This window comes from Bdellovibrionales bacterium (assembly GCA_018266295.1).
In the GTDB taxonomy this organism is placed as follows: Bacteria; Bdellovibrionota; Bdellovibrionia; order Bdellovibrionales; family Bdellovibrionaceae; genus JACMRP01.
Genome location: JAFEAQ010000006.1, coordinates 130635 through 144659, shown reverse-complemented (window position 1 = coordinate 144659; position 14025 = coordinate 130635). Strand labels below are relative to the sequence as shown.

Below are 14025 nucleotides of genomic sequence, written 5' to 3'. Positions count from 1 at the left end.
TGGTGAAAAAGTCTGGCATATCAATAAGATATAAAATTCTGTTGTTACTGACGTTAATTCCGCTGTTAACGTTGTCTATCTATCTGTTTCTGGCCGTACAAATCTTCGAAAGTGACAAAGTTGCATACGTTTTTGACTCTTCAAGCAACGTTTCAGGAGCTATGGCTTCACAGGTCAAGGCACAACTGAACTCACTTCTGAATGAAGCTAAACCAATTTTTCAAGATTTTTTAACAAACGGTGAGTTTACCTCTCAGACAAATCTCATTTTCGCCAACGACTTTAGTCTAGAGTCCGTTGTCGCGTTCAAATACAATGTGGACGCAAAAAAGTATGAGAAAGCAAATCTCGTCGAAAAAACGGCGCGATCGACAGATGGAATTTTACTCGGTCTTGAGAAATTCTTGCCGGGATATTTCGCTGAGCTTGAGCAAACGGGTCGTATTGTTAAATCTCCGTACCACGATGATCGTTTATTTATCTTCGAAAAAGTCAAAGGTACGAATGAAAATCAGAATACTGTGTTCATGATGATCGCACGTCTTTCGGAAGTGGCTGAGATGTTCAAAGCTCAATCGTCGCAAAGACTCTTCTTGGCCTCTCAAGATGGCACAGTCTTGTTTGGTCCAGAAGGAACGGTAGGGACTCAGCTACAAACAAGCTTCCCGCTGCGTTTCTTGGATAATAAAGATAACAAAGTGGCTCAAGGGGCGGAAACAGTTAAAGACAGTAGTGGCACAGACTGGCTTGTTTCTTATTCGCGTGCCGGTTTCGGCGATCTTTTGGTGATCTCAACAGTTGAAAAGAAAAAAGCTTTGGGCGCTGTTGAAATCCTGATTCGCAAATCTTTGATCTTCTTCGGCATCCTGCTCGCAGCAACCGCGATCATCAGCTTGCTTGCATCGAGCACCATCACCAGCGCTTTGACATCATTGTTCCAGGCGACCAAGAAAGTTTCTGAAGGAGATTTCAATATCCGTGTTGATGTAAAGTCATCGGATGAAGTGGGTGCGCTAGCTGATAACTTTAATCTGATGGCAGCCGAAGTCTCACGTTTGCTCGATGAGACGGCACAAAAAGCGCGTATGGAATCCGAGCTGCAAACCGCGAAGACGGTGCAAGAGACACTGTTTCCGGAAACTGAAGCTAAAATGGGTCCTCTTTCGATTTCTGGTTTTTACGAGCCGGCGAGTGAGTGCGGCGGCGACTGGTGGCACTATTGTCAGGTCGGTAAGAAGATCTTCTTGTGGATTGGAGATGCGACGGGGCACGGAGCTCCGGCGGCGCTGATAACAAGTGCTGCGAAATCGGCTTCCACAATTATTGAGCGGTTGAATATCACTCCGGCGCAAGCGCTCGAGCTTCTGAATCGTTCCATTTATGATGTGTCTAAAGGACGTATCATGATGACATTCTTCTTGGCTTCTTTTGATCCTGAGACATCCGAATTGACCTATGCTAATGCGTCTCATGAAGCGCCATTCTTGATCAAAAAAGGTGGCAGTGCGCTGAAGAAAAAGGATTTAATTCCTTTGAATGAAGTGAATAATCCACGTTTGGGTCAAAATCGTGAGACAAAGTATAAGCAAACCACAGTCACACTAGAGCCCGAAGATATGGTATTCTTCTATACTGACGGTATCCCTGATATTCAAAATGGGGCAAAGATGAGTTGGGGAGAGCGGGAATTTATTAAAGCCCTGGTCAATGCCAACAAGGACTATCCTACGGCCAACGAATCTGTGGCACGTCTTGCTCAAATGATGCAGGACCATCGTCAAGGGCAAGCTCTCATTGATGACGTTACATTTTTTGTAGTCAAAAATGATCCGAGCGTTTAAATTTATAAGCTGTAGTATGTAGAGCAAGGAGTGCATCATGGGAAAATTTGATGTCCAAATGAATAAAGCGGGCGACAAACTCAATGTAGTTATGGGTGGGTCTATCGATGAGGATGCGGACTTTACTCAGCTGAGCCTTGCAGGTGCCGGTCAAATTGAAATTCAAATGGGAAATTTGAAGAGCATCAATTCTTGCGGCATTCGCGAGTGGATCAAGTGGATGAGTACGGCCCCTGCGGCGTCTATCACGTTTAACGAATGCCCTAAGGTGATCGTTGACCAAATCAACATGGTTGATGGCTTCTTGCCTGCCAATGCAAAAGTTCAATCTTTCTTCGTGCCTTATTACAATGACGAATCCGGCTCTGAAAAGAACGTCCTGTTTCGTCTTGGGACAGAGTTCACAGAAAACAGCGTGAATCCGCCGGCGACAGTCCAGGACGAGGAAGGTAATGCCATGGAAATGGATGTTATCGAATCTAAGTATTTCAAGTTTATCAAGAAGTAGTCGGGACCAGGACTTGTCTTAGGTCCTGTTTCCAGTTGCTCGCCAAAGTTTAAGGTCCAGTTCGGGCCTTAACTCCGTTAAATTCCAAGCATTTTCTGCCGAGAAGAAATCACGTGGAAGATGCAAAAGTAAAAATCTTAATCTTAGAAGATGACAGCACATTAGGGGAAGCTCTCAAAGAGGCCTTCTCGCGTGTTGGTCATGAGGTCTATTTGGTGACACAGCCAGATGAGGCCACGGAAGTTCTCAATAAAGAGAAGATTGATATGCTTTTCATCGACTGTCTTTTGCCGCAGATGATGGGCGTGGATTACGTCACAAAGATCCGCAAAGAGCTCGGCAATAAAGCGCGCTTTAAAACCGTTCTAATGAGCGGTATCTACTCTGATAAAGACTTTATTCAAGATGCAACAAAGAAAACTCAAGCTGTTGCATTCTTGAAAAAGCCGTTTGATTTGAATGAAGCCTTAAAGCTCGTCAAAGTCGACGAGGCCAATCGCAAAGAAGAAGCTTCGCCACGTAAAAACTTGTATCAAATTTTCGGCCGCACGATGGTTTCGACTCGCGAGAAGAGAAAACTCATCGAGTCTTTGGAAGAAGTCAGCGGCTTTGATTTGCCGTTTGTTTACAGCTTGCTGGTTGAAACTAAGAGCTCCGGGCATTTAAATATTTACGGCGCTGACGGCAATGTGTCGGGCGTTTCCTTCTCGAACGGTGTGATCGTCGGCGTTGATATTGAGGATAAGACGACTTATCTGGGCGAAATGTTGATCCAAAGCGGTTATGCGACTCCTGAAGATGTTCAGGAGGCTCTGAGTGACAAGAGCCCGCGCCGCCTTGGTCAGCGCATGATTCAAGCCAATAAGCTGAGCCCGCATGCGTTTGACTTGATTCTGACTGAACAGATGAATATCCGTTTGTCTCGCACCATCGTGGACCAAATGATCCGCATCAACTTTGCTTCAGTTGAAGTTGAGATGATCGAGCCAAGCATTGATTCCGACTCTCTGTCTTATTTCTTGCATGACTGGATTGCTTCAAAGCTGAGTGCGGCGTGGCTCAAATCTATGCATATGATGTGGGCGAGCTACCGTATTACGCGCAGCTCGACGTATCGTGAAGATCATCCGGCACTGAAAATGTCTTTGATCCAAAGCCTTGAAGGTTTCTTGGAAAACCTCGATCGTGGTGTGACTTTGATGGACCTTTTAGGACAGCCTGGTTATCACGAAGCGGCGGTTCATAAGGCGATTCATTTTTTGCTGACAAAAGGTCTGATTTCGTTCTCGAAATCTCAGGCCGTTGTGAATCCACAAGAGCAGTTAAAAGCTCTTCGTAAAATCTATGCTGATTTGCAGGGTAAAAATCATCTGCAAGTGGTGGAATACTTCGGTCTCGGTCAAGAGACCGTGGCAACTGTCAGCGGCATGGTCGATGAGTTCTTGCCGATGCTCGGTGAACAGCCGCGCGATCAAAAAGGTGAGGCTTACAGACTCTGGGGGCAAATCCGTACTCGCGTGACGGAAGCTTGTACCTCGTACCTCGATGCGGGCCAACGTCAGCAGTTTAAGCAATCGAATTTGAAATCAGAAGCTGAAAAGAAATTACGTGCGACTTCCTTGCTGGAAGAAGCAAAGAACGCTTTGCAGCTCAATCAGTACGCAAAAGCAGCCAACTTTATGACTCAAGTAATGGATTTGAATCCAAGCTTGCAGCAGGCCCATCTATACAACGCATGGGCGAAGGTTGGTATCTTGGATCCGCAAAAGAAAATCCAGCAGCTCAAAGATATTGAGTTCGAACTCATGCAGGTGCCGCCGGATGAAAAGTACGATGCCTTGTTCCCATTCGTGACGGGCCTGTTGCAAAAAGCGAAGGGCGATGTCAGTGGTGCACGCAAATCTTTCGAGAAGTGTTTGGCTTTGAACTCTTCCATGATTGTGGCGCGACGTGAGCTCAATCAATTGGCTTCTGCCGGCAAGCAGGAAGATCTTCTGAACATGGACCTTAAGAAGATGGTTTCCGGTTTCTTCAAAAAGAAATAGCCCCCCTTTGCATTCATATAAAATCTAAAGACAGGTTCCTGCATCCGTCTCATTTTGAGATCGGACCTGCTTGGCACTTCGGTTGCTTATTAGCTTGTATAAGAGTCCTTCTCCGTCATTAGCACTTGAGGTGCAGATGCCGGAGGTGGATGACATTTTTTGCTAACGACTGTTAATGAATTGAAAGAGGTTCCTTTGAAAACCTTGCTGTTAATACTTTTGGCTTTACCACTTTTCCAGAGCTTTGCCCAAGCTCAGGAAATCTGCGCCCAAGTATTTGAGCAGGATCATTCTATGGCCCGTAGATTTTTGAATCAGGAGCTCGATACAATTCAAACCCTCTTTGCCGACAGTAAGCATCTTTCTGATGACCAAAAACTCAAGCTTTTAATGAATGAAGAAGTCCGTAAGAACTTTTTTAGACTTCAAGGCCTTTCACAAATGGTGATGGCTCAGAATACAAAATTCTTCGCGAAAAAGACCTCGAACTTTAAAGATTGGCAGGGTGTCTTTGGTGATTATGACCTTGCGGTTTCTCTGCGAAAAGTTGCCGTCAAAATCGACGAGCCTGTTTTAGAGCCCTATTTCAGAGCAAAAGAGCTGCAGGCCAAAGAGGTTCTTTTGCAAACAATGAAAGAATCGGGCCTCTGGGAATCCCCAGAGCAAACCATTCGCCTGCTCAAGGCTGAACTCGATAAAAAAGGCCGCTGGAGCGAGGATAAAAAAGAGCGCAAGTTTCTGATCGAAAATCTTCGGGACCGGGCTGAGGAAGTTCAAAAAGGTATCAAAGCGGGTGCTTTCGATAGCCCTGATATTGAAAAAGGACTTCATAGACTGCGACGTCAATTGCGTTCTCTTCTTATTCAAGTCAACGCCCTTAAGGGGCTTGTCGAGTTGCAGCCAGAAACGGATTTGCCGACGGGTATTAACGGATGGTTTAACGAGCTCTTAGCGCAAAATCCCAAACTGATGAATTCGAAATACACAAAATCCAGTGAGATCCTGGTTGAGCAGCCGATCAAGGTGCCCCAGTATGAGTTTTCGATTATCAGTGAGCTTGCGGGAACTATTGGCGACTATAAAGATGTCGCTGAAACACAGATTTATTTTAAAGAAGCTCTTGAAAGTATCGGAGCGTCGCCTGTTTACATTCAACAGGTGCAAAGCAAGATTCAGAGACATTTCAAAATCGAGCCTTTCGATCATCAAGAGATGTCTCGCGGAATTCAAAATAGATTGGCTCAAACAAAACTGCTTAAGCATTACATCAAAGGTTTAAAAACGATGAATGAGCCTAAAAAGCTTTAGAGGATTTTATGCGTAAGGTATTGTCGTCATTTCTAACATTCGTAAGCATCCTTGGGTTTATGCCTTCTGCCGGCCTGGCGCATGGAATGTCTTGCGAAGACGCTTTTGGGACGATACCGGGTCTTATTCTCTCAACCGGAATATTCACCTACCAAGGAAATGAAAATCCGACGAACCAGGCCGAGGCCGTTTTAGGTCTTCTGAAGATGACAACGACCACTCTTGGGGAATCCTTTAGTAAGAAGCTCACCCTAGAAAAAGGAGAGCTATATCTAGGGCAGCCTCTGAAGTTCGGCTGGAGCTTAGAGTATGAATACGCTTCAGATAATCGCTCAATGTTTCCGGCCTTCAGGCTTGCTAAGATCAGTATCATCAAGCCGAACGGTGAAAAAAATGTCTTTGAGAAAAAGCCAACCTCACTAGATGGCCTTTCGTTGACTAAAACGCGCTACAGTCCCGAAGAGATGGGCATCAAAGATATCGGTAGCGAAAATCCATTTGATGGCGTTCAGCGTGTGGAAGCCCCTGTTGTGATCGAGGGAAAACTGCTCAAGGACTTCTTAAAGTTTGCGCCGCTTGCCCGTTATCTTAAAAAAGATGAAGTTAATTCTGCAGAGAGTATGAGAATGCTTTTCTTGAAAGCACTGGGCCGCTCGAATGCGGATTTCATGAAGGGCGTTATCAAGAAGCAAGCGTTCAAATATGTTCTGCTCGGTGTTGTTTTGTACGGTTACTACAGCGAGCAGGATCTCGTGAAGAGTTTATTACATCATAAAAACTCTGACTCCTGGAGCGCCATTAAAGAAAAAACAGACACGGCAGCGATGATGGATATTATCTCGAGATATCTGAGGATCGGGAAAAAATCCGTGGCAGCTCCACCGAGTGCGCCGGCGAAAATCGCAGGCAGCCAGGCATCTATGGATGAGACTTTCCAGTTGGTTGCTGGAGTTATGAAATCTGAGACCTCTGCCGGCGGAAAAGTGAAGATGTATGTATTAAATGAAAATGGCGCCAAGTCCGTGAGCTTAGAGCAGCTTCTGAGCGGAAAAGATATTTCAGCAAGTGGCGAGAGCGCACTTCTTGTTTCGCTTCCTTCAAGTCATCGGTTGATGTTGATTCAAGCTGGAGACGGCAAACAAGTCATCACCTATGGTTTGGATAACGTTACAAGTCCGAACGAGTACGGCGCGGTGAAATGGGCTATTGATCATACTGCGGAGTAGTTGTGAAAACCACTTTAGAAGCGGTAGTTCGCACCACCGCGAAGAATAAACTGCATTTTTGAAGTGCCTGGATCAAAACTGTACTGACTGACACCGAGGCCGTAACTCCAGCTCATGCGTTTATCCGTGTGATAGTAAGCTGTTCCAAGCAAATTCATGGCGCTCTTAAGTTTCACATCGCCACTCCCCATGCCGGTCAGGTAATCGAACTTAACATCATACCAATGCATATAGCGCTGATAGCGTTTCTGCGCTTTATCGCTATAGAACGCGCCCAAACCAAAGCCACTCACACTGATGCCGTTGCCTTGAATCACTTCATAAGGAATAGATAAACCCCAGGTTTTGTCTTGGAAGTGAAATCCGGGATTTGCACGCCATAAAAGCTCTAGATGAGTGATGTTCACATTGGCTTCGCCGTCTTTCTTGGTGAGCATCAGAGATTCTTTGAAATTAAGCCCCCAGTGCAGGCGCGACCAATTGGCGTCGCTCCCCATGAAGTTTTCCATCCACCAAGTAACAAATAAATCCCCATAAAATTGCGCAGCCGGTGTCCAGTAAGAAATAAAGCCGCCGGCTTCAAACGGAAAGTCACGATACACATCGTAAGCGGCGAGGTAAGAATTTTGCTCGTGACTGACGCGCAGGTAGTGGCGTGAGGTTTCGCCGGCAGGAATTTCCGTTAGGCGCCAGCGGAAGCGGTTGTCTTCAAGTTTATCAACTTTTTCATTCGGGGCATTGGAGCTCACAGATGTGCCGGCAACGTAAGTACCACGCAGAGTGAGTTCCGGTTTGTAAATACGATCGAAAGAGTTTTGCTCAACAAAAGGGCGTGCGGCATCGATAGGGACATCGCCTTTAATGTAGAACTCTTGGCGCATCGGAATGTTGCCTTCGCCCTTGAGGTACAAAATCGGGCGTTCGGCGTCGATATTGAATTGCCACTCGTCATCGGAAATGCGTTTTACTTTATCTTCGTTGACGGGTTCAGTTCCTGAAGCGGTGATCACGAGTTCTTTTTTGTCGGGAGTCAAAACCACGTCTTTGAAATCCACCGGCTTCATGCGGGTTTCAACTTCCAGCACGGCTCCCGATTGAGTCATCGCGCGGAAACCAATATTTTCGCTGTCATTATTCAGGAAGATGCTGCCTTGATTGCCGACACTCTTACCGTTGATTTCCACAAACGGCGTGCGCTTACCTTGGGAGCGAGCTCGAACCGTCATGCGATTGTCTTTAGTCGTCAGATATAATTCTTTTGAGCAAAGATAAATGCGCGTGTCCTGATTAGTCCGTGAAATACAGAAGTTCATGAACGGAAAGTACTTCATGTCTTCAATCAGTGCCGGATTCAGCTGATCTACGATCAGCTCTGCAAGCTGGGTGCGCAGCGCCTTGTCTTCGGCCTTTTCCGCTTCATTGTTTTCGCGATTGACGAGTTTAATTGTTTTACGATTGAAGTTCGTGGTCCAAACCGCTTTTCCGGTATTGTCTTTTAGCAAAAGAGAACCTTCTTTCAAAAGACCAGCAGGCCAAATGAAACGCGCGCGGTATTTTCCCGGAAAGTTCACAGACGGAGCAATTTGAAAACCAAATGTCGTACCGTCAATGACGATGTCACCGATTTTGATATGATCTTCATCCACGAGGTTGTATTCAAACCGCTGCGGAAGAACTTGAATATTGTTTTTGTCAGCCTGGAAAAAGAGAGGGATGGAGTCGGCTGCATGGGCCGTTGTTACGGCGGCCCCGAATGCCATTGTCGAAAAAAGAAATCGAAGTGCTCTCATATGAGATCATTGTGACCGACGGGAGCCCCCCGATGCAAACAATTATCTCGAATTATTCGAAAGTTTTGCGAATCTGTTCGACACTTTCGCCATTCATAATTGCTTGGATCACTCCATGAGCTGCGGCCATTTTCGAAAGGAAGTCTTTTCGTTGATTAATGCGGATACGGCGTGGGTGTTGCGCCCAAGCATCCAAAATTCTTTGGTTCAGGGCAATCGCCTCCGTCGGCGACTCAGTGCGAATGGGATTCATGCTATCGTAATTCTCAGTCGCCGCCGTGTCCAAGTGTACCACCCAATCGTAACGTGCGTATTCTCGCTCGGGAGTAGATTGAATCAACTCGAAAAAACTTTGAGGATCTTCGGGCCAGTATGCCAATGCGTCCATCGAGCCGCGGTCGCAGACCATGAGTTTTGGTTTGTGCTCCACGAAAATCAGGTCTTCGAGTTCTTTTTGAGTATAGTAAATCGCTTTTTGTCCGTGAATAAGGCCGTTGCGAGATTTAATGCGCGGAAATCCGCCACGATAAAGAATACTAGCTGATTCTGGCACGACCGAAACGGTTTTTCCCATTTCTTTTTGAAGTGCTTCAATCAAAGTGGTTTTTCCGCCAGATGGGCCACCGGTAACGGCGATCTTGATCGTATTCATTGAGTTCCCCAAGTATTCAGACTGCTAGAACCAATATCGCAGTTTGAACAGAGTTTTGGCAAGCCAATGGAACCAAAGGGAGCCTTTCTCGTAATATTTAGGCTCGAGGGGCTGAGAAGCTTGAATATCTTTCGCAAATTGCTGAGTGATGTTGCTTAGACTTTCAGCATCCGTGATGACGGCTTCGACCTCTAGGTCGTGTAAAATACTTCGATGATTAAGGTTGAAGGAGCCGATGGTGCTCCAGTCATCAATAACCATGTATTTAGCGTGTAGAACCCGCTTTTGGTATTCGTAAAGTTTTACTCCCTCTTTTTGCAGCTTGTGTGGGAGTTCATAAGCCGCCCATTTCACTAGCGGGACATCGCTTGGTCCCGGGATAATTATTTTTACATCCACGCCTCGTTTGGCAGCCTTCGCAAGAGCTCGCAGAACGGCTCGCTTTGGCAAGAAGTAAGCTGTGACAACATAGACGCGGGTTTTGGCGTGAAGAATGCGGCGGCAAAGATCTTTATAAAGGTGTCGGCGGATTTTATCGTTCACATTCAAACGCAGCATTTCGTGACCGCGCAGGACGAGGGTGATTTTCTCGCGTAGAAAAGCCATGTGGGTCGGTGAGAGTGGAGTTTTTCGCGCAAAGGCCCACGCGATATCAAATGCCGCAATGAGGCTTTCAATCGCTTCGCCTTTGATTTTAACGGCGGAGTCGCGCCAGGCTTGAACACCTACCATTTTTTCAAAATGAACCCGGGTCATATTGAAGCTGCCGACAAAAGCAATTTCGCCGTCGATCACAACGGTTTTTCGATGGTTGCGACGATTCGCGCGGCGGAAAAATCCCGGAGTTTTTGAAAACAGCTCTTGAGGCAATCGAGCCAGCCAATGCAAAAAGCTCGGCAGTGGATGATAAATGCGAAAATGCACACCTTCGCGAACACAGCGTTTTTGTAGAGCATCCAAATAGAATAAACTGCCGACGCCATCGGCCAGTAAACGCACTTCGCAACCACGTAAGACGGCGAGCTGAAGCTCTTTCAGGAGAATATCGGTCAAGGCATCGATTTCAAAAATATAGAACTCCAGCGTGATCGTCTTTTCTGCGCGCCGGATGCTGGAGATTAATTCAGTAAAGAACTCATCACCGCTATGAAAAATTTGAATTTGTTCCCAAGTCTTAGTCATGATGCAACGTTGAATCATATTTTGGTCGACATCGCTAAAAAGTCGAGTTCATAATATTTTCTATGCAAAATATCGCTCTGCGTTTGATCGCTTTTTCGCTCTTATTTTCTGTCGCTACGACGGTTTCTGTAAATGCTTTAGCCGCTGATGACGGTAAAGTGGTGATCGGTTATTTCTCTACCGAGAAACAAGAAGATTTTGAAAAGAAAATCACGCCTGTGTTTGATTCCTTCAAGGGAAGCTGTAAAAACTGTGAGTTAGTGAATTTGACTCCTTATGACGATAAGGGGAACTATTCTGAGAAAGATCTTTTAGAGAAAGTTAAAAATCCTCCGCCAGAGGTGTCTTTCTACTTCTTTTCGTGGAACAAAAAGGCCAGTGATCAAACAAAAGACTTGATTCAAATCCTTGGTGAAAAGGTTGATAGCGGAAAGCTCGTGATTGCGCCGACAGGGCATGCGGCAGAAGGTGAGCCCGGACTTGCATTAAGTCGCACGGTGATGGGGCAGGCGAAAGATGTGATCATTATCGGTGAGATTATCGGCAATGAGCGCATGATGCCACAAAGCTATTTTGGTCCTGAGATGCTAACAGCCATCAAGGCTCCAAAAGAATATCAAGGTCAGGGATACAGCCCGCTGTATTTTGCAACCCGTTTGGCAGCGGTTTGGAACAAGCGCAAGCCGACGGAATGGTTACAGCACTTCAAAACAAAGAAAATCAAAAGCCGCAAAATCATGCTCGATGAGAACGACCTCCTGGGTCGCTAGGAATTTCTTAAAATGTTTGTTTCGGTCTTCGCTCGCCCAGTCGCGGAATTCGCGATGGCCGTCCGTCCTTGGGAACGGGGCCAGACGACCATCGTGGTCGTCTGGGAATGAACTCCAAATACAAGTACTTAATTCGAAGTTTTGATTGGAGGGAGTCTTCCGCAATAAAGCGCGATCCGCTCTTCGCAGAAGAGGGGCTTAAGTGAAATGGTATATTATACGATTAGGTCGTCTATTATACCATTTCACTGAAACGCTCTTTAAGTCTAACGAGAACCCCTAAGAACAACTCGTCTATAAGACGACCCGGTCGTATAATAGACGATTCGCAGGGAACGATCTTCGTATCAAAGTACAAAACAAGATCGAAGAGTGTCCCAAGGTACAGAAACCTGACGGCCCGGACGGCCGGCAGGAAGCGGGGTGAGCTTCGCTGCTCTTCGAGTCGGGGCAGGCGCCCCGATTATCAGGATGCAGAAAGAAGTGCGGAGCCACCACCAAAATCCCGAGCAGCTTACCGTCCCGGAAACAACTCCACCCGGTCGCGATGCCGCGCCGGTACTTTCTCGCGCAGAATTTTCAGCGCTTCGTCCCACGTATAGCGGCTCGAGGTGTGAATTAGAACAATCTTTTCACTCTTAATTTCGTCCAAGTGAGGCAGGATCTCGTCGAGGTGTGTGTGTCCCCATTGGCGAGCCTGCTCGATGGGTTTGCGGTCATCGAGGTAAGTGGCCTCCATCATCAAGATCCGCGATTCTCGGACCCAGGGGCGGCTTTCTAGAAACTCAATCTGCGTGTCGCCGGTAAAGCTCACGATGGGTGTGTGGATCGTTTCATTCAGAATGTGGCCTTCGTGCTTGAGTTTCACGAGTTCCTGCTGGTCGAGGCCGTGATACTTTTTTGCAAGCTTCTTGGTGGTCTCAAACAGTGTATAGCCAAAGGACTCCACCCGGTGCAGGGTCGGGAAGGCTTTCACAAAGAATGGCCCCTTCACCGGAATTTCGGAATCGGTCTCGACAGGGTGGAACTCGTACTTGTACTCATGCTTTTCGATCTCTTGCCAGGTCTTCATGATGCGATCCATGGGCTCCACCAGGCTTGGTGGCATGTAAAACTTCGGCGCATCCTGGCGGTTCATCGCTTTCTGCGAGATGATGTAAGGAATCCCAGCCGCATGATCTAGATGGCCGTGACTTATAAAGTATTGCTTGAGGTTTAAAAGATAGGGATAGCCCTGAGCCACATCGAAAGAAAGTGAGAGCTCAGGCATTGAAATGGCAGTGCGGATGCCCGAGAGGGAAACTCCCCTCAGGTGAATTCCGTCGTAGCTGTAGTCCGCACCGTTCGTTAATCCCATCAGTGAATACAGCGTGCCACAAGATCGTGGCCGATCCAAGCCACAGGGACCTGAGGTTTCCACGAATCATGTAACATAACATAGCCGCAGGATTTAAATACAACTTCGCTGAGTTCAAAAGTGATGAGCTTTTTTTCGTCCTTGTGGAGGGCGATGAGGTCATCCGAAGCTTTCAACATAATCTCAAGCTGTTGCTTGCTGCTGTGTTGAGGCCATTTCGCAAAGACACAATGCTCTTTGATTTCAGGGCGATTGAAGTAAGTGTCGGCGATATGGATGATGTCATCGAGGCTCGAGCCATCTTTCAAAAGAGCTTTGCAGTCGGCGATGATTTTTTGTCCAGCGGCATTGTTTTTACACTCTTTTTCAATAGCTTCCGTCAGAGGGTAAAGTGATACTTCAACTCCTTGGAAGATCGAACTTGAGTTCGTGAGGATCTCTGGGCAGTTGTAAACGCAGACATTGATGCCTTTTGCGTGAGCATCGGTTGCGATCTTTTCAAGATCCAATTTCGCCCAGCCTTGAATGTAAGGGGTGTAGGTTTGCCAGCGGTATTCGCCGTCGATCATGATTTCAGTGCCATGATAACCGTAGGCCGTGTAGGCCACGCGGCCACCTTTGCCTTCGACTTTTTGGCGAAGAGGTGCTGAAAGTTCAAGCAAGTGACGCAAAGTTTCTGCTGTGACTTCGCGGAAATTCATTGCGCAGAATTTGCCGATGTCGGAGCTCCACAAAGTCTCAGATGCCAAATAACGGTCGCCGGTGCCTTTGCAAGTACGGTTCATCAAAGGCATCACGATTTTAGTGCGCGGAACGCCACCAGCCATCAAGTGAGCAAAGAGAACATTCGCTCCAGCAGGGATGTGGGCTTCGAGCTCATGCATGAATGTTTCGACGTTTTTACGAAAACGAGCGATTGCTTTTTGGCGACTGTCTTCCAGTGAAGCAAAGTTTACTTTCGCACTTTCCCAATCAGAAAGTTTGATCTCCTTCAGTTGATCAATCGGCGCGTGGCCCTCGGAATCCGGCTCGAGATCAAAACCGGCCTCAAGCGGAACATTGATGAATGGCTTTGGAATATTTGCGGACTCTTCCGCTGTCAGAGGGCGAAGTTTGCCGTCTTCACGGCGGCCCACGGTGGCGCGGACAATGGTCATACCACGGGCTTCTGCTTCTTCAACGAGACCGTTGGCATAACCACGCTGAAAAAGTTCACCGAAAAGGACGAGGACATCGCCTTTTTTGTAGGGACTGAGTTCAGGTTTTTTCTTTAAAAATGCAGCCGAGTTCATGAATGTGCTCTCCGTCAAAAATAAACCTCAGTTTTCCCTTAGACGGGCGGAAAG

General features: G+C 46.8%; 11 protein-coding genes. 6 read left to right on the top strand and 5 right to left on the bottom strand.

What is annotated here, in order from left to right; translation table 11 throughout:
• Positions 1-77 precede the first annotated feature (77 nt).
• The 5 genes from JSU04_04890 to JSU04_04870 all read left to right on the top strand — a co-directional run bounded on the left by JSU04_04890 (position 78) and on the right by JSU04_04870 (position 6928).
• Entirely contained in the window at positions 78-1841 is a 1764-nt protein-coding gene (locus JSU04_04890) for a SpoIIE family protein phosphatase (protein ID MBS1969616.1), read from the top strand.
• 37 nt (positions 1842-1878) lie between these two features.
• The gene (locus JSU04_04885; protein MBS1969615.1) at positions 1879-2349 is read left to right on the top strand and encodes a hypothetical protein; all 471 of its coding nucleotides are present in this window, start codon (positions 1879-1881) and stop codon (positions 2347-2349) included.
• A 113-nt stretch (positions 2350-2462) separates the two neighbouring features.
• Positions 2463-4394 carry a response regulator gene (locus tag JSU04_04880; GenBank protein MBS1969614.1) on the top strand — a complete coding sequence of 644 codons (1932 nt, stop codon included), beginning with the start codon at positions 2463-2465 and terminating at the stop codon, positions 4392-4394.
• A gap of 195 nt (positions 4395-4589) precedes the next feature.
• A complete protein-coding gene (locus JSU04_04875) occupies positions 4590-5702 on the top strand; it encodes a hypothetical protein (protein MBS1969613.1) in 1113 nt (370 codons plus the stop codon).
• A gap of 8 nt (positions 5703-5710) precedes the next feature.
• On the top strand, positions 5711-6928 hold the full coding sequence (locus tag JSU04_04870) for a hypothetical protein (protein ID MBS1969612.1): 1218 nt from the start codon (positions 5711-5713) through the stop codon (positions 6926-6928).
• Between the two features lie 14 nt (positions 6929-6942).
• Here the strand turns inward: JSU04_04870 and JSU04_04865 are convergent, their stop codons facing one another.
• The 3 genes from JSU04_04865 to JSU04_04855 are packed head-to-tail and all read right to left on the bottom strand — an operon-like array spanning position 6943 to position 10552.
• The gene (locus tag JSU04_04865; protein MBS1969611.1) at positions 6943-8718 is read right to left on the bottom strand and encodes a hypothetical protein; all 1776 of its coding nucleotides are present in this window, start codon (positions 8716-8718) and stop codon (positions 6943-6945) included.
• A 52-nt stretch (positions 8719-8770) separates the two neighbouring features.
• Positions 8771-9370 (bottom strand): ATP-binding protein, encoded by a 600-nt coding sequence (locus JSU04_04860; GenBank protein MBS1969610.1) that lies wholly within the window; start codon positions 9368-9370, stop codon positions 8771-8773.
• A gap of 24 nt (positions 9371-9394) precedes the next feature.
• Complete coding sequence (locus JSU04_04855; protein MBS1969609.1) at positions 9395-10552, bottom strand: phosphatidylserine/phosphatidylglycerophosphate/cardiolipin synthase family protein; 1158 nt, start codon at positions 10550-10552, stop codon at positions 9395-9397.
• 62 nt (positions 10553-10614) lie between these two features.
• On the opposite strand from JSU04_04855, the gene JSU04_04850 reads away from it, so the two are divergent.
• The gene (locus JSU04_04850) at positions 10615-11322 is read left to right on the top strand and encodes a hypothetical protein (GenBank protein ID MBS1969608.1); all 708 of its coding nucleotides are present in this window, start codon (positions 10615-10617) and stop codon (positions 11320-11322) included.
• Between the two features lie 514 nt (positions 11323-11836).
• Here JSU04_04850 and JSU04_04845 read toward each other — a convergent pair.
• On the bottom strand, positions 11837-12679 hold the full coding sequence (locus JSU04_04845) for an MBL fold metallo-hydrolase (GenBank protein ID MBS1969607.1): 843 nt from the start codon (positions 12677-12679) through the stop codon (positions 11837-11839).
• A complete protein-coding gene (locus JSU04_04840; protein ID MBS1969606.1) occupies positions 12679-13971 on the bottom strand; it encodes a hypothetical protein in 1293 nt (430 codons plus the stop codon). Before JSU04_04840 ends, JSU04_04845 begins: the two co-directional genes overlap by 1 nt.
• Between the last annotated feature and the right edge of the window lie 54 nt (positions 13972-14025).

Bases quoted from the DNA above. Each gene is read 5' to 3' on its own strand.
- JSU04_04855 (MBS1969609.1), bottom strand. From the start codon at position 10,552: ATGACTAAGACTTGGGAACAAATTCAAATTTTTCATAGCGGTGATGAG.
- JSU04_04840 (MBS1969606.1), bottom strand. From the start codon at position 13,971: ATGAACTCGGCTGCATTTTTAAAGAAAAAACCTGAACTCAGTCCCTAC.
- JSU04_04870 (MBS1969612.1), top strand. From the start codon at position 5,711: ATGCGTAAGGTATTGTCGTCATTTCTAACATTCGTAAGCATCCTTGGG.
- JSU04_04860 (MBS1969610.1), bottom strand. From the start codon at position 9,370: ATGAATACGATCAAGATCGCCGTTACCGGTGGCCCATCTGGCGGAAAA.
- JSU04_04845 (MBS1969607.1), bottom strand. From the start codon at position 12,679: ATGGGATTAACGAACGGTGCGGACTACAGCTACGACGGAATTCACCTG.
- JSU04_04885 (MBS1969615.1), top strand. From the start codon at position 1,879: ATGGGAAAATTTGATGTCCAAATGAATAAAGCGGGCGACAAACTCAAT.
- JSU04_04865 (MBS1969611.1), bottom strand. From the start codon at position 8,718: ATGAGAGCACTTCGATTTCTTTTTTCGACAATGGCATTCGGGGCCGCC.
- JSU04_04850 (MBS1969608.1), top strand. From the start codon at position 10,615: ATGCAAAATATCGCTCTGCGTTTGATCGCTTTTTCGCTCTTATTTTCT.